Below are 22,087 nucleotides of genomic sequence, written 5' to 3'. Positions count from 1 at the left end.
GCTTATTGGAAGTTGCGGATGCGGTCGAGGTTGGCCTTGCCGAACTGCTTTTCGAAGTCGGCATTGGTCTTGGTCAAGGTGGCGACAAACTTGGCTTTGTCGACGTTTTCGACCACCTGCATGCCCTTGGCGCGCAGCTCGGCCACGCCATTGGTGTCGTCCTGGTCCACACGGGCACGGTTGGCCTTGGTGGCAGCCTGGGCGGCCTGCACAAAAGCGGTCTTGTCGTCTGCGCTGAGCTTGTCGTAGGCGGCCTTGTTCATCACCAGGATGCAGGGCGAGTAGACGTGGCCGGTCAGGCTCAGGTGCTTTTGCACCTGGTCAAACTTGGCCGAGGTGATGACGGGCAGCGGGTTCTCCTGGCCATCAACCGTGCCCTGCTGCAGCGCGGTGAACACCTCGGGGAAGGCCATCGGCGTGGTGATGATGCCCAGCGCCTTGTAGGCCTGGATGTGGACCGGGTTCTCCATCGTGCGCATCTTCAGGCCCTTGGTGTCATCGGGGCTGTTGATGGCGCGCTTGGAGTTGGTCATGTGGCGGAAACCGTTCTCCGCCCAGGCCAGGGCCTTGAAACCCTTGCTGTCGAACTTGGCCAGCAGCTCGTTGCCGATGGGGCCATCGAGCACCGCGCGTGCATGGGCCTTGTCGCGGAACAGGAAGGGCACATCGAGAATCTTGGTCTCCGGCACAAAGTTGGGGACTGGACCGCTGGAGCTGAAGGCCAGCTCCTGGGTGCCCAGCTGCACCGCTTCGATCGACTCGCGCTCGCCACCCAGCGCGCCGTTGTAGAAAGTCTGGATTTTGTAGCGGCCGCCAGTGCGCTGCTCCACCTCTTTGGCAAAGGTGTCGATGGCCACGCCCTGGTGCGAGTTCTGGGCCACCGAGATGCTGATGCGCATGGTTGTCTGCGCCAAAACAGGGCCTGCGGCCATCAGACCCATTGCTAACCCCATACCCCAGGCCAATTTCTTCATCTGCATGACGTGTCTCCCCGGCTGTGCCGAATGGTTTTGTAGGCGCCTGCGGATGCCCGCATGCGCTTTGCATTGTGGGCAAGACGGGGCCATTCGGTATTGGGGTTTTTATGATGTCAGGCAGGCGGGCTTTTCTGTTTTCTGCAGCTTTCTATCTAAGTATTTGATAAATAAATAATGTTGATGAGTAAGGCTGCAAGCAAATGTCGCCGCCTCTGTCACCGTGTGGACAGAGTGCTGGGTCTCCATCCCATCTCCCGCCACCCTGCCAGGGCATTGTGTTTGGCAGATGGGCACCCGTCAGTCTGTGTGCGGGTTCAAGGGTTGAGCGCCTGCAGGCGCTCGGCGGTGCCCACATCCACCCAGCGCCCGTCATAGCGGCTGGCGCTGCAGCGGCCCGCCTGCATCGCAGCGCGCAGCTGCTGCACCAGCGGCATCTTGGTGCCCTGCGGATTGCCCGCAGGGATATCGCAGTAGGGCGCGCTGAACAGGGTTTTTTTCAGCAGCGCGACCGAGCAGTAGGTCAGGCGCGGGCGCGGGTCGTCAGCGGCAGGGTTCTGGGCCCGGCCCTCGGCCGTCAGCACAAAGTCGCCCTTGGGGTGGTGGGACGCATTGGGCACCAGCCAGAGGTGGGCCAGGTCATCGCTGTGCGCAAAGCGCTGGCGCAGGGCCTCGTCAAACGGAAAGCCGGGGATAAACACATCGCCCGAGACCAGCCAGAAGGCATCGTCGAGCAGCGGCAGCGCGCGGCTGATGCCGCCGCTGGTCTCGATGCCGCCACCAAAATCCAGGTCCTCGCGGGAGTAGGCAATCTGCAGCTGCGCGCTGCCCAACTGGGCAAGGGCGGGCGCCGCGGGCCAGGCATCTGCCACCTGCTGGCCCAGCCAGCCGGTGTTGATCACCAGGCGCTGCACGCCGGCGCGGGCGAGCTGCTCCATGCTGTACTGCATCAGCGGTTTGCCTTGTACGGGGAGCAGGGGCTTGGGCGTATGGTCGGTCAGCGGGCGCATGCGCTCGCCACGGCCTGCGGCCATCACCATGGCCTGGGCGCGAAAATCAAGAGGAAATGACATGGGTGATGGAGGCAAAGGGGTCGGGCGTCCAAGTGGAGAGAACCGTGCTCAACCTTTCCAGGTGAAGGGAAACTTCAGCTGTTTGAAAAAGCCATTGGGCACATAGTCGCCGAGCACGCCGTAATCTGTGGGCCAGACTTTATCGCTCTTGACGGCGGTGCCAAACATATAGTCCAGAAAGGCGAAATGGGCGGCGTAGTTCTTGTCCAGCGCCTCGGCATCCTGGCTGTGGTGCCAGTGGTGGAAGTTGGGCGTGACGATGATATAGCGCAGCGGGCCCAGCCGCACACTGACATTGGCGTGGTTGAACACCGCCTGGAAGCCGACGATGATGATGTAGGCATCGATCACTTCCTTGCTGAAGCCCAGCACATAGATGGGCGCGAGCACCAGGGTGCGGGTGATCAGCAGCTCCAGAATGTGCTGGCGCGAGCCGGCCAGCCAGTCCATGCTCTTGACGCTGTGGTGCACCGCGTGGATGCGCCAGAGCAAGGGCACCTCATGGTAGGCGCGGTGCGTCCAGTACTGCACCAGATCAGCGACGAGAATGATCAAAAACAGCGCAACCCAGAAGTTCAGATTGGCGACCCAGCCCCGGATGCCGTCATGGGCGGCCCAGCCAAAGAACTGGTGCACCATCAGGTTGGTGGCCAGCAGCACAAAGCCGACCACCATGTGGTTGACCAGAAAGTGGTGAAAGTCGGTTTGCCACTCGGGGCGGAAGACCGGTTGGTTCTTGCGCAGCGCAAACAGCTTTTCGATAAAGATGAAGATCAGCGCGCTGCCCAGCAGGTCGAGAATGAACCAGTCCAGGCCGATATAGGGTGTGTTGGTGGCAAAGCTGCCTACGGGCACCTTGTGGCCGCCCAAGAGCGCTGACAGCACCACCAGGCCAAAGGCCGAGGCGGCCAGCCAGCGCACCCGGCCCAGCACGATCAGTGCGACCGACAGGCCCCCGGCAATCACCATGCTCCAAAACAGCAGCTGGCGCATCACATCGACGTTGTAGCTGCGGCGCAGCTCAGGTGTGGTGAGGTACTGCGGAAAGTGAAAGGCCAGCACACCCAAAAAGCACAGGGCCGCCAAGATCAGCGCAATGACGCCGGCCACCATGCCCTGGCCCGCGCGCAAGGCGCCATGGCTTTCAGACAGTTCGTTGAGTCGCTTAAACATAGGTGCTTATTGACCGGTCGTATGCGCTGATCTCCAAACTCTTAGGCGCATCCAGGGCGGTCTGTTGTCGTTGTTCCAGGGCGCCACTATGCCATGGCGCAGGCGCCGGGCGCGCAGGGAAACGGGCGCACAAATGCAATAGTTTTGTTACATAAGACGCGAGCGAGGGAGTCTCTGCATCACCGCTTGCCAAGCGGCATGGATGCGGATCGGGATGAGCCGCTAGGTGTGAACTGTCAAGAGGTTGTTTGCAGATTTGAGCCTGGCCATCGGGGTAATTCGACCAATGCCGCTGTGAGGCCTGTGCCAGTTGTAGTAATGCTGCCAGCGATGTAAGGCTTGTGTTCGCTCAGCTGAATTCTGGTATGTCCAACCATAGGCCCACTCGCGCAGCGCCGATTGGATGAATCGCTCGGCCTTGCCGTTGGTCTGTGGCCGGTACGGCCTGGTGAACTTGTGCTGCACGCCCAAGGCGTTGCAGGCCGCAGCGAACTCCCTTGAGCGGAATGCCGCACCGTTGTCGGTCAGCAGGCGTTTGATGCTCACTCCAAGCCCCGCGTAGTACGCCACGGCGTTGCGCAGAAAGGCGACGGCTTGCGGCGTTTTCTCGTCCGGATGCATAGCGGTAAAGGCAATGCGTGCGTGGTCGTCAATGGCCACGAACAGTGTCTCCCATCCCGCACCATCGACCGAATCGCGCCGATTGCCTGTGACGCGGTGGCTGGGCCGAACGATGCGCCCGAGCTTCTTGGTATCGATGTGCAGCATGTCTCCAGGCGCATCGTGCTCATAGCGAACCACGGGCTCGGACGGCTGCAGATCGCTGAGTCGAGACAGGCCCGCACGGGCCAATACCCGGCTCACGGTGGACGCCGAGACGCCTGCGTAGCTGGCAATGCGCGACTGCAGCATGCGGCGTTTGCGTAGCTCAACAATGAGTAAGGCCTTGGACTCGCAGATGGCTTTGGGAGAGCAAATGGGCCTGGAGGAAGCATCGGCCAGGGCTGCTTCGCCGCCCCAGAGGTAGCGGCCCAGCCACTTGCGAGCGGTCTGTGCGGTGACGCCTTGAAGGGCTCCGGCCTGAGAGGCATCCAGGCCTTGCAAGGTCATCTGTTTGACCATCTCCAGTCTCCGGGCAAAGGTAAGTCGGGCATGCTTATGAGTGTTCATCCGGTTGGCTGTCCTGAGTGGGTTGGGTGTTTGGCGACTTCCAGTCTCTCAAATCCAACCCGGATGAACACCGGATACAACCTATTGAACCTTCACAGCTAGGCGTCGTTTGACGGCGCGCCGCAGCTATTGCCGAGGACGACAACGCAGCGGATCGCCCGAGACGGCGTTTAGGCCACGGCAGGAAGTGGAGCGGAGGGTCCGTGAGGGCCCCGCAATGCAACAACCCCCATGGCAGCGGTAACTGCCTGGGGGCTGGTGGAGAGAGGGGCTGCCGGTAAGCAGGCTCTGCCAGAAAGAGACTTCGGTAAAAGTGTTTCGATGCAGAAAGTATGCAGGCCGGTAAGGCAAAAAATATTTTGTTTTTCTGGGTTGCTCGTCTTAATATAGAAAAATATTCTAAATTTATGGCTGGTGCAGAAAATCATGCTTCTCGATACGTTGGACCGAAAAATTCTTCGCCAGCTGCAACTCAACAGCCGCGCCAGCCTGCAAGACATTGGCCAGGCGGTGGGCTTGAGCGCCTCGCCCTGCTGGGGACGCATCAAGAAGATGGAAGAGGCCGGCGTGATCCAGGGCTATTCGGTGCGCTTGTCGCCCCAGGCGCTGGGCCTGGGCGATACGGTGCTGGTGATGGTCACCCTCGACAGCCACAGCGACAACACTCTGGAAAAGTTTGGCGAGCTGCTGGCCACCATCCCCGAGGTGGTGGAGGCGCACCTGGTCTCGGGCGAGTACGACTACCTGCTGCGCGTGGTCGTCAAGGACACCCGCGACTATGAGCGCCTGCTGCGCGAGAAGCTCTACAAGATCAAGGGCATACGCCACAGCCAGTCAAGCTTTGTGCTGCGCACGCTCAAGCACGCGGATTTGCCGCTGGGGGTGTAGCGAGCCTCCTGCATCGCAAACCCGGTGCGCATAAAAAAGCCAACTTGCAGGAGTTGGCTTTTTGCTGGGCAGGTAGCGGGGTGCTTGCCCCGGCCTATAGGGAAGGGGGAGGGCAGCAAACTGGAACTGGTGGGCTTGCTTACTTGGTCAGGATCAGCTTGCCCAGCTTGGTGGTCTGCAAACGGTAGATGGCGCCGTTGTGCACGATGGATACCGCTTTGGCGCCTTGGAGCAGCTCACTGCTCTCCAGCGCGGCCGATTGCGTGGCATGGCCTTGGGACGCGCTGGCACTCTTGCTGGCAGCGGCAAGCGGGGTGGCGGGTAGGGCGATGGTTTGCATGGCAGTGCTCACAGGGATAAAACTGAAGCAAATGATAACGATTCGTATTCGTGAAGTCCAGTGTTTATTTGAAATTTGCCATGGTAAAAGGCAAAAAGCCACGGTCGCGGCGTTGGCGACGTGGCGGGGGCAGGCTTGTGCGGCCTGAAGGCGCGGATGGAGGCGCGAATCCCGGCGCGAATCCGGGCGCTTGTCGAGGCACCTATCAGGGTGCCGCCAGGCATGAAGATGCGTCAACAGGCGCTCAGGTTGGCTGCACACCCGCATCGGCCAGCAGCTTTTTCCAGATCGGTAGCTCACGCTGCCAGTCGTCCTGAAAGCGCGCCGGGCTGTCATCGGTCAAGGGCACAAAGCCGGCCACCAGTACGCGGGCATTGACCTCGCGCGTTTGCAGTGCCTTGCGCACCTGGGCGCCCAACTGTTCGACCACGGGCGCCGGTGTGCCGCCAGTGGCCGCAATGCCCAGCCAGCCGGAGATCGTGAACGCGTCTTCCTTGTGGCCTTGCTCGGCAAAGGTGGGCACATCGGGCAGCGCGGGCACGCGGTTGGGGCCGGTGAAGCTGATGGCGCGCAGCTTGCCGCTGTCGATATGCTGCTTGAGCGAGAGGATGCTGCCGATGCCCATCATCAGCTGGCCGCCCACGAGGTCTTGCACCATCGGCGCCTCGCCCTTGTAGGCGATGTGGCTCATGTCGGCGCCCGTCATGTTGCTCAGACTCGCCAGCACCAGATGGCCTTGCGAGCCAATGCCATAGCTGCCGTAGGAGAGTTTGCCCTTGTTGGCGCTGATGTAGGCGATGAGCTCTTGCAGATTGCGCACGGGCAGCTGGCTGTTGGTCACCAGCACAATCGGTGCCCAGCAGATGCGCACCACCGGCACCATGTCCTTTTGCGGGTCGTAGGAGATCTTTTTGAACATGAACTGGTTCGACAGCATCGTGCTGGTCGTCCCCAGGGTCAGCGTATGGCCATCGGCCGCTGCCTTGGCCACGGCATCACAGGCGAGCAGGCCCGCCGCGCCGGGGCGGTTGTCGACGATGGCCGGTTGGCCCAATTGCTGGCCCAGCCGGTCGCTGACGCTGCGCGCCAGCACATCGGTGGCGCCACCTGGGGCAAACGGCACGATCACGCGCAGGGGCTTGGTCGGGAAGCTGGCCTTGTCGCTGGCTGCGCGCGCGACCGTGGCGAACGGCAGGCCACTGGCAGCGGCTGCGCTGGCCAGCGCCAGGCGCAGCATCTGGCGCCGGCGCAAAGGTTTTGGGAACAGGGATGGCTGGGTGCGGGACGTCTGCATCAATCGGTGTCTCCTCAATCTAGTGATAGTTGGGGGAGGCGCTGGTGATGGTCGGTTTGCCCGCCGCTGCTTCGGCCAGTACAGGTCGCCACGGCGCTTGTCCTGCGGTCCAGTTTAGGCAGGGCAAGCGGGCTGCTGGCGTCGCTTGGGCGTCACTGCGGGTAAACCTGATCCGGTCTGCATCCGCCATGAAAAAAGGGCTCCTGCTGGAGCCCTTGCCGGGAAGGTGGGCAGTTTACTCGCCCACCTGGTCGGTGATAAAGCCGATTTTCTTCAAGTTGCTGCGCTGGGCAGCGGCCATGGCCTGGGCCACTTTCTCGTACTTCACATCACGGGCACCGCGGATGTGCAGCTCGGGCTGGGGCTCCTTGCGGGCCTCGGCCTGCATATTGGATTCCAGCTCGGCGTCGGTCACGGCCTTGCCGTTCCAGTTGTACGTGCCATCGGGCAGGATGGCCAGCTGGATGGTGTCGGGCTTGGCGTCTTCCGGCGTGTTGACGGCACGCGGCAGGTCGATGTTGACCGAGTGCTTCATCACCGGCACGGTGATGATGAAGATGATGAGCAGCACCAACATGACGTCGACCAAGGGCGTCATGTTGATCTCGTTCATGACCTCATCGGCATCGTCTTGCGTTCCAAAAGCCATGATCAGGCACCTTTCTTGAGCGGCGTGACCACGGCGCCGGGCTTGCTGGAGTCCACATTCAGGCGGGTGCCGGTCACGAAGAAGGCATGCAGGTCATGGGCAAAGCTGTTGAGGCGGTTGAGCACCGACTTGTTGCCACGCACCAGTGCGTTGTAGCCCAGCACGGCAGGGATGGCCACAGCCAGACCCAGTGCGGTCATGATCAGCGCTTCACCGATTGGGCCGGCGACCTTGTCGATCGAGGACTGGCCCGACATGCCGATGGCCACCAGCGCGTGGTAGATGCCCCAGACGGTGCCGAACAGGCCGATGAAGGGGGCGGTGGAGCCCACCGATGCGAGCACGGCCAGACCCGATTGGGCGCGCGCGGTGAACTCGTCGATGCCATTGCGCAGGCAGCGCGTGATCCAGTCGCTGACGTCCAGCGAGTCATGCAGGTGCTCGGCCGTCTTGCGGTGGTGGGCGGTGGCTTCGCGGCCTTCGATGGCCAACTGGCGGAACGGGTTGTCGCCTTGTTCGCCCAGCTTGCTCAGGCCGGCTGCGAAGTCAGCGCTGTGCCAGAAGTCCTGGGCATTGCGGGCGTACTTCTTGAAACGCATGATATCGAGCGCCTTGATGACGATCACGATCCAGGAAGCGAGAGACATGGCCACCAGAATGACGGCGACCGTCTTGGTCACGAAATCTCCCTGAGCCCAGACGTGGGCGATGCCGAATTGCGAGTCCATAACTGATCCTATTTCCGTTCGATTTAATTGAGTTCCCACTTGATGGGCACGTTGACCCACATGGGCCGGGGAGTTCCGTTGGAGGTGCCTGCCTTGAAGCGCCATTTGCGCACCGTGTCCATGGCGGCCTGGTCCAGGCGGTCATAGCCGCTGGACTGCTTGAGCTGCAGCTCCTGGGGCTTGCCTTCTTCGTCGATGTAGGCGCGCACGATGGTGGTCCCGGTCTCGCCCATACGGCGGCTGATGGCCGGGTACTGCGGAGCGGGGTTGTTCAGGTACGCGGCATTGCTCGATGGCAGCTGGATCACCGGTGGCGGTGGAGGCGCTGGCGGTGCGGGCGGAGCCGGTGGAGGAGACGGCGGAGCGGGCGGCGGTGCCTCGATGGGCGGTGCCGGTGGCTGGGCCTCGGTGGTGCCGGTCACTGCATTGGGTGCAGGCGTCGGATCCTTGATCGCCTGGGGCTTGGGCGCAGGTTTGGGGACGGGCTTGGGCGTGGGCTTTGGCGGCGGCTTCGGTGCGGGCGGCGGCGGCTTGGGGGTCGGAGGAGGGGGCGGCGCAACCACCGGCATCGGCTCGGGCGCAATCAGCTGCACCATGACCGGTTCGGGCTTGGGCATCTCGATGGCTGCACTTTTGAGCAGGCCCGCCTGCAAGGCCCAAAGACCTGCGACGTGCGCTGCCAGCACCGAACCCGTAACCACGATATTGCGCCCCATTTTTTTGGAGGGGCTGTAAGGGTCTGGTGAGAGCATAAGGGCAATAAAAAATGCTGCAGCCTGAAGCCGCAGCACGGCATATCAATGCGTTGGTGGCTTATTTCTGAAAGACCCACCAGAGAGAGGCAGCGACCAGAATCAGGCTACCGAGGACAGCGGCGAAGAGTTCCATGCTTTGCTTTCCATGATGGTGGTGGCAAGCTGGACCGGGTGCACTGCGGCTTCATTGCGCAAGGCGGCAACCGGACGGGACGCGCTGCATTGCTCGACCACATCGCGGGCACAACCTTCGCAGCAGCCGCATTGCAGTCCAACACCCAGTTCGAACTGGATCTCATCGAACGACATCCCCGCATGCGCGTGGCGAGCAATCTCTTTGTCCGAGACTCGGCGGCAAACACAAACGATCATGGTCAGATAAGCAGCGTGGTGGCTGGCTAGTGAATAACTGATGGGGATTATAAATAAGAATTTGTCGCATTCGCAATAAACTCCTGAGCGCAATAGGGGTGCTGTGGCCCATAGGTAGGCGATAGCCTGTGTATCTGGACCAGATTGTGAGTATTTATTGTTATGAATCAATAGTCTGTGCCATCCGCTGTTGGAAGCATGCTTACACAAAAGATAGCGGGCCTTGGCGGCTTCACACAGATCTGCCAGGCCGCGACAGCGGGCGAAGAGCGGTTGAATGCTGCATGAGGAGGGCGAATGCGGGCAGAAAAGGCTCCTATCGCTGCCCGAGGAAATGTCCCTTTGCGCGCTTTGCACGGCCCTTGCCATCCATCCATAAAGGCCACGGCGCCATGGCGCAGCGCTTGGGAGGTCACTGCCTGTGAAGAAAAGGCGTAAAAAAACCAGCATGGCGGATGCTGGTTTCTGGTCTGCAGCGCAAAGGAGTGCGCTGAGGAAAGTCGGCAGGACTTACTTGACGTGCTTGCCGATCAGGCCAGCCATCTCGAACATCGACACCTGGGGCTTGCCAAACACCTTCTTGAGCTTGTCATCGGCGTTGATCATGCGCTTGTTGGCGGCGTCTTGCAGGTTGTGGGCCTTGATGTAGACCCACAGCTTGCTGATGATTTCCGTGCGTGGCAGCGGAGCGGTGCCCACAACGGCGCCCAGTTCTGGGCTTGGGGTCAGCGGCTTCATGAAGGCTGCGTTGGGGGTGCGCTTCTTTGCAGGCGCTGCGGTCTTAGATGCGGTTGCCATGTTTTGGTTTCCTTGTGTCAATATCTCTATCGCCAGCCAGAGTTTCCCTCCGCTGGTTACGGCCATGCTAACGGCAAAAAAACCGCTTTCCAAGGGAGCGGCGCATTTTTTTGCCTCGAAATGTTGCTTGTTTTAGCTTTGCTAACCTTTGTTGATGGATCAAAGCTATCAACGAGCAGCTTAGGGCGTTGATTCTTGTCAGATTGGGGCCTGTTCCCCTCGGAGCATGGTACTGGCTCCCAAGGCGGTGTCAATCGGGGTCGCGTTGCAAAACTGTCTTCCCTCTGCCACGCTGGGGCACCGGCAAGGTCGTCAGCGCCAGGCTGGAGACGGCAATGGCAAAGGCCAGCATCTGTAAGCCGCTCAGGGTTTCGCCCAGAAACACCACGCCCACCAGTGCAGTCGACAGCGGCAGCATCACCGTGAACACCGCGCTTTGCGAGGCAGGAACGACCTGCAGCCCGGTCATCCACAGCCAGACAGTGACCATGCAGGCGGCCAACGCATAGCCGACCAGCAGCAGCCAGGTGGCGCCACCCACCTGGGCAAACTCAAAATGCCAGGCCAGGTACAGGCCAAAAGGCAGGGTCAGCACAAAGCCCCAGAGGTTGATGAGCGCCGCAATGCGCTTGGGGCTCAAGCTGCTGGTGAGCTTTTTGCCGATGACCGCATAGCAGGCCTCACAGAACACGGCGCCCACCAACAGCCATTGCCCCAGCCAGTGCTTGCTCGGGTCTGTCTCGGTGACAGCGCCTGCAGCCGCGCCCGCGTGTGCGCTGGCGCCAGGCTTGGCAAAGGCCAGCAGCGCAATGCCCAGCACGGCCAGGCTGATGGCGATCATCACCCGCCCGCTGATGCGCTCCTTGAGCACCAGCCAGCTGAGCAGCGCAATGGCTGCCGGGATCGTCGCCATCGTGACACTGGCGGTGACCGCACTGGTCATCGACACGCCAGTGATCATGCACAGCGTAAAGAGGAAGTTGCCAAAAAAGGATTCGAGAAACAGCAGCCCCTTGGCCTTGGCGGGCAATGGCGCCTCATTGGCCGGGCGTTTGAGCCAGCCCAGCATGGCCACCCCGCCAATGCCAAAACGCAGCCAGGCCAGCAGCAAGACCGGAAAAGTGGCGGCCAGCGGCTTGGAGAGCGCGACATAGGCGCCCACCAGCGACATGCTGAGTGCCAAATACAGATAGGCCAGAGGCTTGCTATGGATGCGCATGGTTGCAAAGACTAAAAGGGGAGCGGGGCGATCGGGGCAGGCGGCGCCAGGCGCAAGCAAGCTGTCATATCCGCTTTGCACAATGGGCTATGCGCATCATGCCGCAATTGGCCAGCCTCTGGCAGGCAGCGCTGCTGCAGCCTGGACAGCAGTGGTTCTGAAAACGGATTCTCATATTGTGAAATATGCTGATATTGCAGTGCGTCAATATTTCTCAATACGAGAAATTGCATTTCTCAATGCGAAATGTTATTAATAGGATATTGATTTTTAACGATTAAAAATAAGTCTTATATAAGACATAAGACAAAAATATGCGACGAGGCAGGCGTACAGTTAAGGCCATGGACAGACGGTATCTGTCCACCGGTTTTCGATCCGTTAGTTCCACCCACTTGACCACAGGAGTCCCCCATGTCTCAGAAACTGAACCAGCAACTCAGCCGCGAACAGCAAATTGCCGCCCTTGAATTGGATTGGGCGCAGAACCCCCGCTGGAAGGGCGTCAAGCGCGGCTACTCGGCTGCTGACGTGGTGCGCCTGCGCGGCAGCGTGCAGCCGGAGTACACCTTGGCCCAGCGCGGCGCCCAGGTGCTGTGGGACAAGATCAATGGCGGGGCCAAGAAGGGGTATGTGAATGCCTTCGGCGCCATCACCGCAGGCCAGGCGATGCAGCAGGCCAAGGCGGGGCTGGAAGCGGTGTACCTCTCGGGCTGGCAGGTGGCAGCGGACGGCAACACCTCGGAGACCATGTACCCCGACCAGTCGCTCTACGCCTATGACTCGGTGCCCACCATGGTGCGCCGCATCAACAACACTTTCAAGCGCGCTGACGAGATCCAGTGGGCCAAGGGCGTGAACCCGGGCGACAAGGAGTTCATCGACTACTTCCTGCCGATCGTGGCCGATGCCGAAGCGGGCTTTGGCGGCGTGCTCAATGCCTTTGAGCTGATGAAGAACATGATTGCCTCGGGCGCTGCCGGCGTGCACTTTGAAGACCAGCTCGCTGCCGTCAAGAAGTGCGGCCACATGGGCGGCAAGGTGCTGGTGCCCACACATGAAGCCTGCGAGAAGCTGATTGCCGCGCGTTTTGCGGCCGACGTGATGGGTGTGCCCACGATTGTGCTGGCCCGCACCGATGCCGAAGCGGCCAACCTGATCACCAGCGACCACGACGCCAACGACAAGCCCTTCCTGGTGGGCGAGCGCACGCAAGAAGGTTTTTACCGCGTCAAGAACGGTTTGGAGCAAGCGATCAGCCGTGGCGTGGCCTACGCGCCGTATGCCGATCTGGTGTGGTGCGAAACCGGCACGCCGGACCTGGGCTTTGCCCGCGAATTTGCCCAGGCCGTGCATGCCGCCAGCCCCGGCAAGCTGCTGAGCTACAACTGCTCGCCATCGTTCAACTGGAAGAAGAACCTCGACGACGCGACGATTGCCAAGTTCCAGGACGAGCTGGCAGCGCTGGGCTACAAGTACCAGTTCATCACCTTGGCTGGTATCCACAGCAACTGGTACAACACCTTCAAGTTCGCCCACGCCTATGCCCGTGGCGAAGGCATGAAGCACTATGTGGAGATGATCCAGGAGCCCGAATTCGCTGCCCGCGAGCAAGGCTACACCTTTGTCTCGCACCAGCAGGAAGTGGGCGCAGGCTACTTCGACGATGTGACCACGGTGATCCAGGGCGGCTCGTCCAGCGTCAAGGCGCTGACCGGCTCGACCGAAGAAGAGCAGTTCCACTGATCTGCGACGTCTGCATGCGCTGCAGGCGAGACGGCCTGCAGGCGCAGCAGATGCAGCAAGGCGGCACCAGGGGTGCCGCCTTTTCTTTGGCTTTTCATCCCAGAGCTGAGGCGCTGCGCAGCAGCACTGCCAGATAATCGCTGCTTGCGCATTTGCACCGCTTATCGATCACTGCCATGTCCACTACTGCCGCTGCCACCTCTGCCACGCCCGCCGAACCCGCCGCTCCCAAGATCTCCATCATCCACTGGCCCGCCAAGACCCTGGTCAATCCCGTCATCGGCAAGCCCAGCCGCCCGATCAGCGGCGATACCGAGTACCAGACCATGAATGTGTTCGAGGGCCTGGGCGGCAAGGTGAGTTCGGGCACCTGGCAGTCCAGTGCGGGCCACTTCAGCTCCAATGTGCAGGGCTATATCGAGTTTTGCGTCATTGTCGAAGGCGACTGCCGCCTCGTCGACCCCGATGGCACCGTGCACCGTTTTGGCGTGGGCGACCATTTCATCATGCCCGAGGGCTGGACCGGCCACTGGGAGGTGGACAGCTTTGTGAAGAAGGTCTATCTGGTGGCCGAGGCCTAATAACCTGTTCAAAGTCTCTACGCAGCCGCGTTGGAGTGCAATCGGGATGAGTTCGAAGGGATGGAACGCAGCTTGCACCGGGGTGCAAGCAAGGGCCAGCGCGCAGAAATCGCCCGATTTCACTCCAACCCGTAGGGACTGTGGCTTTGCGCTGCCCGGGAAGGGGCGCCCGGCTAGGGAGCGGTCTGCGTCGTTGCAAATCCTCGCAATAGCGCGGCTATTGCTGCGGTATTGCGCGGCTGGGCGCCCCCCTCGCATCCCATCTCGCAAAGACACTGTCGCGGCGCGAGGAGACTTTGAACAGGTTCTAAGAGCGCAGCTCTCGCGCCGCATCCAGACGATAAAAAACCGCTGTGGCCTGGGCAGGCACACAGCGGTTTTTGCTGAATGGAAGGATTCCGCTGGGGGAATTACTTCTTGTCGTTGCCCAGCTGGGGCAGCGCGTGGCTGCCGCTGGCGGTCAGCAGGCCGGTCTGGGTGTAGATGGCCAGCTTGTCGCGGGTGTCCATCAGGTCCAGGTTGCGCATGGTCAGCTGGCCAATGCGGTCGGCGGGGCTGAATGGCGCGTCTTCCACCTTTTCCATCGACAGGCGCTCGGGCTTGTAGGTCAGGTTGGCCGATTCGGTGTTCAACAGCGAGTAGTCATTGCCACGGCGCAGTTCCAGCGTCACGGTGCCGGTGATGGCACGGGCCACCCAGCGCTGGGCGGTTTCGCGCAGCATGATGGCCTGTGGGTCAAACCAGCGGCCTTGGTAGAGCAGACGGCCCAGGCGCAGACCGTTGATGCGGTACTGCTCGATGGTGTCTTCGTTGTGGATGCCGGTGACCAGGCGCTCGTAGGCGATGTGCAGCAGCGCCATGCCGGGGGCTTCGTAGATGCCGCGGCTCTTGGCTTCGATGATGCGGTTCTCGATCTGGTCGCTCATGCCCAGGCCGTGGCGGCCGCCGATGCGGTTGGCTTCCAGGAAGAAGGCGACCGGGTCTTCGATGCGCTGGCCGTTCAGGGCCACAGGGCGGCCTTCTTCAAAGGTGACGGAGACTTCCTCGGCCTTGACGTCGACCTCGGGCTTCCAGAACGCCACGCCCATGATGGGGTTGACGATGCGGATGCCGCTGTTCAAGAACTCCAGGTCCTTGGCTTCGTGGGTGGCCCCCAGCATGTTGGAGTCGGTCGAGTAGGCCTTCTCCGCGCTCATCTTGTAGCCAAAACCTTCCTTGGTCATGAAGGCGGACATCTCGGCGCGGCCGCCCAGCTCGTCGATGAAGGTCTGGTCCAGCCAGGGCTTGTAGATCTTCAGCGCAGGGTTGGTCAAGAGGCCGTAGCGGTAGAAACGCTCGATGTCATTGCCCTTGAAGGTCGAGCCATCGCCCCAGATGTTGACGTCGTCTTCCTTCATCGCGGCCACCAGCATGGTGCCGGTCACGGCGCGGCCCAGCGGCGTGGTGTTGAAGTAGGTGATACCGCCAGTGGAGATGTGGAAGGCGCCGGCCTGAATGGCGGCGATACCTTCGTTGGCCAACTGGCTGCGGCAGTCGATCAGGCGGGCCTTCTCGGCACCGTACTCCATGGCCTTGCGCGGGATCTCGTCGTAATCGGACTCATCGGGCTGGCCCAGGTTGGCCGTATAGGCGTAGGGCAGGGCGCCCTTGTTCTTCATCCAGCGCAGCGCTGCGCTGGTATCGAGGCCGCCGGAGAAGGCGATGCCGACCTTCTGGCCGACGGGAACATGTTGCAGGATGGTTTCCATGGTGTGGCTTTTCTCTAAAAACAGGCGCTGCTGCGATGCTGTCTGAGGATTCAGTGATGCGCCAGACAAGCGGCGTGCAGCGGGAGGCGTGCGCCAGCTGGCCCGGCGCAGGCCCCAAAAATCAGGCGTAGTGGCAGATGTAGTGGTAGGCCTCGGCCACGCGGATATCGAACTTGCTGTTGGCCGGAACGCTGAACTTGTCGCCAGGGCCGGACTTTTTCCATTCGTCGCTGCCGTCGAGCTTGTACTCGCAGGCGCCGGCAACGCATTCCATGATCTCGGCAGCGGCCGTGCCAAAGGTCAAGGTGGCTGCAAGCACCACACCGACCGATTGCTTGGTGCCGTCGGCCAGCTGGTAGCTGTGGCTGACGCACTTGCCATCAAAATAAACATTGGCCTTGGTGGTGAGGCGTACGCCGTCGATGCTCTCAGTGATCATGGAAGACAACAGGTAAAAGGAGGAAAACCGCCATTGTAGGCGAGGCCTTTGCCCGTCTCTGAAACATGGTGGGGCAGTTGAGCGGCAGGGCAGGCATAAAAAAGCAGCAGTGCGTCTGCACTGCTGCTGGCTGTTATGCCAGGATGCGTGGCATGGGGAGGCGCTTGGCGCTCCGATTTAACGCCAGTGGCCGCGGTGGCCGCCCCAGTAACCGCCCACGCCAATCTGCACCGAAGGCTGCAGCATGACGGGCGGCGGCGCATAGTACACAGGCGCCGGCGCGACATAGACCGGGGGCGGCGCCATATAGACGGGCTGTTGGTAGACCGGCTGGCTGCTGACGACAACGCCGGGCTCAGGTGCCGCGGGGGCATAGTCCTGTGGAGGAGAGTTGTCGTAGGCCGAAGCGGCAGGCTGCACGCTCAGCGGCAGCCATTCGCCCGGTGCCGTGGCCGTGCGCGTGCTGTAGCGGCGGCCGGCGTATTCATACTCCACGTTATAGCCATCGGGCTGGTTTTGCGTGGTGTACTGGTTGGCGCATTGCCGCACCGTCTGGTAGCTGGGGGTGCCGCCTTCGAGCTGGTTGCCGATGGCCGAGCCGGCAATGACACCGGCGCCGGTGGCTGCTGCGCGGCCAAACCCATGGCCAATGCCGTTGCCCAGCAAGCCACCGACAACGGCGCCAGTAATGGCGCCCACGCCGGAGGTGCGCTGGCCGGCATACACCTGCTGGTCATTGCAGACGGTTTGTGGCGTGTTGACCTGGCGGTAGGCCGGTGTGACCGACAGTACCCGGCCATAGGGCTGCTCGCCCGCAGGCAAGGGCGGCTGCGCGCCGGGGGCCTGCTGCGGCAAAAAGGGATCGGAAGAGGGTGAGTAATTTTGGGCCCAGACCGAGGGGCTGGCTGCCGCCAAGGTGGACAGCGCAGCCAGCACGATCAGGCGGGCTGAGAGCAGATGTGGCATGAATGCCTCCAAAAAAGCGATAAGTTGCTGGGTGCTCAACGCGCCAGTACCGAGTCTGGGCGACACGCTTTACACCGCCTGCACAAATATCTAAGACTGTGTGGGCGACATAAAGTTCAGCATGCCCCCATGCTGCCCCGGGCGTGTATCTGCACCATGTCGCAGCATAAAGCGCCGGTCAACACCGCCCAGCCAAATCCGCGGAGGGCCCTCAGGCGATCTTGCTGCTCCAAACCGCCTCATCAAAGCCCACGGTGACGGAGCCATCGGCCCATTCGACAACCGGGCGCTTGATCACGCTGGGGTTCGCAATCATCAGCGCACTGGCGCTGTCGGCGTCTGTCACGGCTTGTTGTACCGTGGGGTCCAGCTTGCGCCAGGTGGTGCCTTGGCGGTTGACCAGCTTTTCCCAGCTGGCCTTGGCGATCCAGTCGGGCAGATGGCTGGCGGGCACACCCGCTTTCTTGAAATCATGGAATTGGTGGTCGACGCCCTGCGCCTCCAGCCAGGTACGGGCTTTTTTGACAGTGCTGCAGTTGGGGATGCCGTAGACGGCGATGGTGTGGTTACTCATGGGCAGCAATGATGACACAGCCGCAATTACGCGACAATCTGGCCCCATGCAAACCCGTTTCGATACCTTGGAGCAGTGGCTCGCCCACTGCGAGCAGATTCATCCCAAAACCATTGACATGGGGCTGACCCGCGTCAAGGCCGTGGCCGAGCGCCTGGCGTTGCGCTTTGCCTGCCCGGTGATCACGGTGGCGGGCACCAATGGCAAGGGCTCGACCTGCGCCATGCTGGAGGCCGTGGCGCTGGAAGCCGGCTACCGCCCCGGGGTGTTCACCTCGCCCCACCTGGTGCATTTTGAAGAGCGCTGCCGCGTGCATGGCGAGATTGTCTCTGCCGCCGATCTGTTGCCGCATTTCGAAGCGGTGGAAGCGGCCCGCCTGCAGGCGCCCGAGGTCTCGCTCAGCTATTTCGAGTTCACGACGCTGGCGATCCTGCGCCTGTTGAGCCAGGCCAGGCTGGATGTGGCGATCCTGGAAGTGGGGCTGGGTGGCCGGCTCGATGCCACCAACATCATCGACACGGACTGCGCGGTCATCACCAGCATCGACCTGGACCATATGGACCTGCTGGGTCCGGACCGTGAATCGATCGGCCGGGAAAAGGCCGGCATCATGCGCCCGGGCAAACCGGCTGTTGTCAGCGACCCGGTGCCGCCGCAAAGCGTGATCGACCACGCGCAGAGCATTGGCGCGGATCTGTGGCGCTTTGGCCGCGATTTCAACTACGAGGGCGACAAGCAGCAGTGGAGTTGGGCGGGGCGCGGCCGGCGCTATGCTGGCATGGCCTACCCGGCGCTGCGCGGTGCCAACCAGCTGGTCAATGCGTCTGGCGTGCTGGCCGCCTACGAGGCCCTGCGCCAGGTGCTGCCCGTCACGGCCCAGGCCGTGCGCAATGGGCTGGCGATGGTGGAGCTGCCCGGGCGCTTTCAGATCGTGCCCGGCCAGCCTGCGGTGGTGCTGGATGTCGCGCACAACCCCCATGCGATTGCCGCGCTGACGGCCAATCTGGATGCGATGGGCTACTTTCCAACCACCCATGCGGTCTTTGGAGCGATGCACGACAAGGACCTGACGCCGATGCTGCGCAAGCTGGGCCCCTTGGTGGACCGCTGGTATTTCTGCGACCTGCCCACGGACCGGGCCGAGAAGGCGGTGGACCTGCAGTCCAAATGGAATGCCGTGCACCTGCTGTCCGAGCAGCGGCGCGAAGTGGCTACAGCTTGTTACCCGGACCCGATGTCCGCATTCCAGGCGGCCGTCGAAGCGGCAGGGCCCGCTGATAGAATCGTCGCTTTCGGCTCGTTCTTTACGGTGGGCGGGGTGTTGAAGCACGGTGTGCCACGGCTCGATGCCAAGCACCTGAACTAAAAGCAGCCCCCCGATGGGGCCGCTCCAAGCGACCTGTTTTCAAGCTCCACCTCCAATCGTCCATGGCAATTTTCAATCTTCGATGGCCCGGTAAAAAGCAACAGGAAGCGGAGAGCCCGCGCGTGATTCGCGCGCCGCGCAGCAATCCCGCCGAGAGCGTGGATGCCATGCGCCGCCGCGCGCGCCACCGCCTGATCGGTGCCACCGTGCTGGTGCTGGCGGCCATCATCGGTTTTCCGATGCTGTTCGACACCCAGCCGCGCCCGGTGCCTGTCAATGCCTCGATTGAAATACCGGACCGCGAACGCGTGGCCGCCCTGGCCGTGCCGCCCGCGTCGAACGCCGCAGCGCCGCACGGCAGCCGTTCGGGCAATGACAATGGCCTGGATGCGGGCGAAGAGATTGTCGGCGCAAGAAGCAATGCAGCCAGTCCGGCCGCCACGGCACCGGTCGCCGCTGGCGCCAGCGCTGCTGCCTCAGCTGCAGCAGCAACTGCTGCCGCCAGCAAACCCGCCGACAAGCCAACGGCCAAGCCCGAACCCGCTGCGAAACCAGAACCCAAGCCCGAGTCCAAGCCGGCCCCCAAACCTGAACCCAAGCCTGAGGCCAAACCCGAGCCCAAACCGGAAGCCAAGCCCAAGGAAGAGCCCAAGCCCAAGCCGGCAGAACCGGCCAAGCCCAAGCGCGATGACGAGGCCGAGCGCGTGCGCGCGATGATGGAAGGCCGCACCGCCAGTGCGCCAGCAGCAGCACCAGCCGCTGCCCCCGCCGCCAAGCCGGCGGCCGCTGCCAGCCGCTATGCGATCCAGGTGGGTGCGTTTGCCGAGGAGAGCAAGGCGGCCGAGGTGCGTGCCAAGTTGCAGATGGCCGGTGTGCCCGCCTATACGCAGTCGGTCAAGACGGCCTCGGGCAACCGCATCCGTGTGCGGGTGGGGCCTTTCAACAGCAAGGAAGAGGCCGACAGTGCCGCAGCCAAGGTGCGCGCCCAGGGCCTGCCCGCTGCGCTGCTGCCGATGTAGGACTGACGCCGCAGCCATGTGCCTGAAGTTGTGACACCTATCTACCGCGCCTTGTCATCGCCATGCCCCCCTTGCCGGGCGCGGGCCTTGGCAGGCGCTCCCTGGCCCCTGCGGGCGGAGCTTTGACATGTCGGCGCTGGATTGGGTGTTTGTCGTGATCCTGGTGGGATCGGTGCTGATCGGCGCCTTGCGCGGTCTGGTGTTCGAGGTGCTGTCGCTGATCAGCTGGGTGCTGGCCTTTTTTGCGGCCCGCCTGTGGGGCGCTGAGGTCGGCATGTGGTTGCCGATGCAGGAGATGGACGAGGGTGTGCGGATCGCCGCAGGCCTTGTGATCGTCTTTGTTGTCGCCATCTTTGCCTTGGGTCTGGTGATTCGCATCATCGGCAAACTGGTTCAGATTGTGGGTTTGCGGCCTTTTGACCGCACGCTGGGCGCGCTTTTTGGCGCCTTGCGTGGGGTGTTACTACTTGTGTTGATCGCTCTGGTTTTTATGCTGACATCGATGCGGGAATCGCAAATCTGGAACACTTCAGTCTTCGCACCGCATCTGGTGTCGGCAGTGTCAGTGTTGCGGCCATGGATGCCGCAAGAAATGGGAAGACATTGGTCTTCGCTGGTGGACCAGCTCACCGAGGCTGGTTCACGCATCGCGGCAGAGCCGCGTTAACGTTTTTGGAACGCTCAATATGTGTGGAATCGTCGGAGTCGTCAGTAGCACGCCGGTCAATCAATTGATCTATGACGCGCTGTTGCTGCTGCAACACCGTGGACAGGATGCGGCAGGCATTGCAACCCAACAGGGTCGCAAGTTCTTCATGCACAAGGCCAAAGGCATGGTCAAGGATGTGTTCCGTACCCGCAATATGCGGGCTTTGCCGGGCAATGTCGGCCTGGGCCAGGTGCGCTACCCCACGGCAGGCAATGCCTACAGTGAAGAGGAAGCCCAGCCTTTCTACGTCAATGCGCCTTTTGGCATCGTGCTGGTGCACAACGGCAACCTGACCAATGCCGTGCAGCTGCGCAAGGAGCTGTTCTCCACCGACCACCGCCACACCAACACCGAGAGCGACTCGGAAGTGCTGCTCAACGTGTTCGCCCATGAGCTGGAACGCGCCACGCACGGTATCCCGCTGCAAAAGCAGGATGTCTTCAATGCGATCCGTGCGGTGCACAAGCGCGTGCAGGGCTCCTACGCGGTCATCGCACTGATCGCCGGCCACGGTGTGGTGGCATTCCGCGATCCAAACGGCATCCGTCCGCTGTGCATTGGCCGTGGTGCCGATGGTACGGTGATGGTGGCCAGCGAATCGGTGGCGCTCGAAGGCACGCTGCAGCAGCTCGAGCGCGATATTGCACCGGGCGAAGCGGTGTTCATCGGCGACGACGGCTCGCTCACGTTTGAGCAATGCGCCGAAAGCCCCAGCCTGCACCCCTGCATTTTTGAGTTTGTCTACCTGGCCCGCCCGGACTCGGTGCTCGATGGCATGTCGGTCTACCAGGCGCGCCTGAACCTGGGTGAATCGCTGGCCACGCGCGTGATCTCGATGGTGCCGCCCAACGAAATCGATGCGGTGATTCCGATCCCCGAATCGAGCCGCCCCAGCGCGATGCAACTGGCCCAGCTGCTGGGCAAGCCCTACCGCGAAGGCTTCGTCAAGAACCGCTATGTGGGCCGTACCTTCATCATGCCGGGCCAAGGCGCGCGCAAGAAATCGGTGCGCCAGAAGCTCAATGCCATCGGTAGCGAGTTTCAGGGCCGCAATGTGCTGCTGGTCGATGACTCCATCGTGCGCGGCACCACGTCCAAGGAGATCGTGCAGATGGCGCGCGACGCCGGCGCCAACAAGGTCTACCTGGCCAGCGCTGCGCCACCGGTGCGTTTCCCCAACGTCTACGGCATCGACATGCCCACCGCCAAGGAGCTGGTGGCCCATGACCGCAGCCTCGAAGAGATTCGCCAGTACATCGGCTGCGACGCGCTGATCTACCAGGACGTCGATGGCATGAAAAACGCCGTGGGCAAATTGAACACCGGTGTGCATGGCTTTGAGGCCTCGTGCTTTGACGGTGTCTATGTCACCGGCATCACGCCCGAAGGCATCTCGCAGGTCAACGAAGGCCGTGTGTCCACTGAAGAGGATGATCTCGATACCTCGCGTCTGTCGCTGCGCAACGCAGATGTGACGGATGCGGCTTGATGGCGGTCTGCGTACTG

At 62.0% G+C, this 22,087-nt stretch carries 24 protein-coding genes; 8 read left to right on the top strand and 16 right to left on the bottom strand.

The features are described 5' to 3' along the window. Positions 1-2: 2 nt before the first annotated feature. The 4 genes from F0Q04_RS16120 to F0Q04_RS16105 all read right to left on the bottom strand — a co-directional run bounded on the left by F0Q04_RS16120 (position 3) and on the right by F0Q04_RS16105 (position 4,390). On the bottom strand, positions 3-980 hold the full coding sequence (locus F0Q04_RS16120) for a TRAP transporter substrate-binding protein (RefSeq protein WP_116924143.1): 978 nt from the start codon (positions 978-980) through the stop codon (positions 3-5). Between the two features lie 311 nt (positions 981-1,291). Beyond that, positions 1,292-2,047 carry a nucleotidyltransferase family protein gene (locus F0Q04_RS16115; RefSeq protein ID WP_182342102.1) on the bottom strand — a complete coding sequence of 252 codons (756 nt, stop codon included), beginning with the start codon at positions 2,045-2,047 and terminating at the stop codon, positions 1,292-1,294. Positions 2,048-2,095: 48 nt separating this feature from the next. After that, the gene (locus F0Q04_RS16110) at positions 2,096-3,220 is read right to left on the bottom strand and encodes a sterol desaturase family protein (protein WP_116924141.1); all 1,125 of its coding nucleotides are present in this window, start codon (positions 3,218-3,220) and stop codon (positions 2,096-2,098) included. A gap of 222 nt (positions 3,221-3,442) precedes the next feature. Further along, the gene (locus F0Q04_RS16105) at positions 3,443-4,390 is read right to left on the bottom strand and encodes an IS481 family transposase (protein WP_182342099.1); all 948 of its coding nucleotides are present in this window, start codon (positions 4,388-4,390) and stop codon (positions 3,443-3,445) included. A gap of 426 nt (positions 4,391-4,816) precedes the next feature. Between F0Q04_RS16105 and F0Q04_RS16100 the strand changes: the two genes are divergently transcribed. Beyond that, positions 4,817-5,278, top strand: a complete 462-nt coding sequence (locus F0Q04_RS16100; RefSeq protein ID WP_116924140.1) for an Lrp/AsnC family transcriptional regulator — start codon at positions 4,817-4,819, stop codon at positions 5,276-5,278. 139 nt (positions 5,279-5,417) lie between these two features. On the opposite strand, the gene hemP is transcribed toward F0Q04_RS16100, so the two are convergent. The 8 genes from hemP to F0Q04_RS16060 form a co-directional block, all read right to left on the bottom strand. Continuing rightward, the gene (gene hemP / locus F0Q04_RS16095; protein WP_021028607.1) at positions 5,418-5,618 is read right to left on the bottom strand and encodes a hemin uptake protein HemP; all 201 of its coding nucleotides are present in this window, start codon (positions 5,616-5,618) and stop codon (positions 5,418-5,420) included. Positions 5,619-5,862: 244 nt separating this feature from the next. Beyond that, on the bottom strand, positions 5,863-6,912 hold the full coding sequence (locus tag F0Q04_RS16090; RefSeq protein WP_182345738.1) for a Bug family tripartite tricarboxylate transporter substrate binding protein: 1,050 nt from the start codon (positions 6,910-6,912) through the stop codon (positions 5,863-5,865). Positions 6,913-7,147: 235 nt separating this feature from the next. Further along, positions 7,148-7,561, bottom strand: a complete 414-nt coding sequence (locus F0Q04_RS16085; protein WP_116924138.1) for an ExbD/TolR family protein — start codon at positions 7,559-7,561, stop codon at positions 7,148-7,150. 2 nt (positions 7,562-7,563) lie between these two features. Further along, entirely contained in the window at positions 7,564-8,289 is a 726-nt protein-coding gene (locus F0Q04_RS16080; protein ID WP_021028610.1) for a MotA/TolQ/ExbB proton channel family protein, read from the bottom strand. Between the two features lie 23 nt (positions 8,290-8,312). Next, on the bottom strand, positions 8,313-9,041 hold the full coding sequence (locus F0Q04_RS16075) for an energy transducer TonB (RefSeq protein ID WP_116924137.1): 729 nt from the start codon (positions 9,039-9,041) through the stop codon (positions 8,313-8,315). 102 nt (positions 9,042-9,143) lie between these two features. Next, complete coding sequence (locus F0Q04_RS16070; protein ID WP_021028611.1) at positions 9,144-9,416, bottom strand: (2Fe-2S)-binding protein; 273 nt, start codon at positions 9,414-9,416, stop codon at positions 9,144-9,146. A 510-nt stretch (positions 9,417-9,926) separates the two neighbouring features. Beyond that, positions 9,927-10,214 (bottom strand): SWIB/MDM2 domain-containing protein, encoded by a 288-nt coding sequence (locus F0Q04_RS16065; protein ID WP_021028612.1) that lies wholly within the window; start codon positions 10,212-10,214, stop codon positions 9,927-9,929. Between the two features lie 250 nt (positions 10,215-10,464). Then, on the bottom strand, positions 10,465-11,433 hold the full coding sequence (locus F0Q04_RS16060; RefSeq protein ID WP_182342096.1) for a DMT family transporter: 969 nt from the start codon (positions 11,431-11,433) through the stop codon (positions 10,465-10,467). On the opposite strand from F0Q04_RS16060, the gene F0Q04_RS16055 reads away from it, so the two are divergent. From F0Q04_RS16055 to F0Q04_RS16045, 3 genes are all read left to right on the top strand, one after another. Next, positions 11,432-11,689, top strand: a complete 258-nt coding sequence (locus tag F0Q04_RS16055; protein WP_182342094.1) for a hypothetical protein — start codon at positions 11,432-11,434, stop codon at positions 11,687-11,689. The two genes, F0Q04_RS16060 and F0Q04_RS16055, sit on opposite strands and share 2 nt — an antisense overlap. Positions 11,690-11,847: 158 nt before the next feature. After that, positions 11,848-13,179 carry an isocitrate lyase gene (gene aceA, locus F0Q04_RS16050; protein WP_116924135.1) on the top strand — a complete coding sequence of 444 codons (1,332 nt, stop codon included), beginning with the start codon at positions 11,848-11,850 and terminating at the stop codon, positions 13,177-13,179. 176 nt (positions 13,180-13,355) lie between these two features. Next, the gene (locus F0Q04_RS16045) at positions 13,356-13,760 is read left to right on the top strand and encodes a cupin domain-containing protein (RefSeq protein ID WP_182342091.1); all 405 of its coding nucleotides are present in this window, start codon (positions 13,356-13,358) and stop codon (positions 13,758-13,760) included. Positions 13,761-14,170: 410 nt separating this feature from the next. Here the strand turns inward: F0Q04_RS16045 and argG are convergent, their stop codons facing one another. The 4 genes from argG to F0Q04_RS16025 form a co-directional block, all read right to left on the bottom strand. After that, a complete protein-coding gene (gene argG, locus F0Q04_RS16040; protein ID WP_021028617.1) occupies positions 14,171-15,508 on the bottom strand; it encodes an argininosuccinate synthase in 1,338 nt (445 codons plus the stop codon). Between the two features lie 121 nt (positions 15,509-15,629). Further along, positions 15,630-15,947 (bottom strand): pyrimidine/purine nucleoside phosphorylase, encoded by a 318-nt coding sequence (locus F0Q04_RS16035; RefSeq protein WP_021028618.1) that lies wholly within the window; start codon positions 15,945-15,947, stop codon positions 15,630-15,632. Between the two features lie 177 nt (positions 15,948-16,124). After that, the gene (locus F0Q04_RS16030; RefSeq protein WP_116924133.1) at positions 16,125-16,913 is read right to left on the bottom strand and encodes a glycine zipper 2TM domain-containing protein; all 789 of its coding nucleotides are present in this window, start codon (positions 16,911-16,913) and stop codon (positions 16,125-16,127) included. Positions 16,914-17,124: 211 nt separating this feature from the next. Continuing rightward, entirely contained in the window at positions 17,125-17,487 is a 363-nt protein-coding gene (locus F0Q04_RS16025; protein WP_116924132.1) for an ArsC family reductase, read from the bottom strand. Between the two features lie 46 nt (positions 17,488-17,533). Here F0Q04_RS16025 and folC point away from each other — a divergent pair, with 46 nt between their 5' ends. The 4 genes from folC to purF all read left to right on the top strand — a co-directional run bounded on the left by folC (position 17,534) and on the right by purF (position 22,070). Further along, on the top strand, positions 17,534-18,853 hold the full coding sequence (gene folC / locus F0Q04_RS16020; protein ID WP_182342088.1) for a bifunctional tetrahydrofolate synthase/dihydrofolate synthase: 1,320 nt from the start codon (positions 17,534-17,536) through the stop codon (positions 18,851-18,853). Positions 18,854-18,915: 62 nt separating this feature from the next. Then, the gene (locus tag F0Q04_RS16015) at positions 18,916-19,872 is read left to right on the top strand and encodes an SPOR domain-containing protein (RefSeq protein ID WP_182342085.1); all 957 of its coding nucleotides are present in this window, start codon (positions 18,916-18,918) and stop codon (positions 19,870-19,872) included. A gap of 127 nt (positions 19,873-19,999) precedes the next feature. Beyond that, entirely contained in the window at positions 20,000-20,539 is a 540-nt protein-coding gene (locus tag F0Q04_RS16010; RefSeq protein ID WP_116924129.1) for a CvpA family protein, read from the top strand. Positions 20,540-20,558: 19 nt separating this feature from the next. Next, on the top strand, positions 20,559-22,070 hold the full coding sequence (gene purF / locus F0Q04_RS16005; protein WP_116924128.1) for an amidophosphoribosyltransferase: 1,512 nt from the start codon (positions 20,559-20,561) through the stop codon (positions 22,068-22,070). Positions 22,071-22,087: the final 17 nt, after the last annotated feature.

The organism is Comamonas koreensis (assembly GCF_014076495.1).
Taxonomy (GTDB): Bacteria; Pseudomonadota; Gammaproteobacteria; order Burkholderiales; family Burkholderiaceae_C; genus Comamonas; species Comamonas squillarum.
This window is presented reverse-complemented; position numbering and strand designations above follow the sequence as displayed.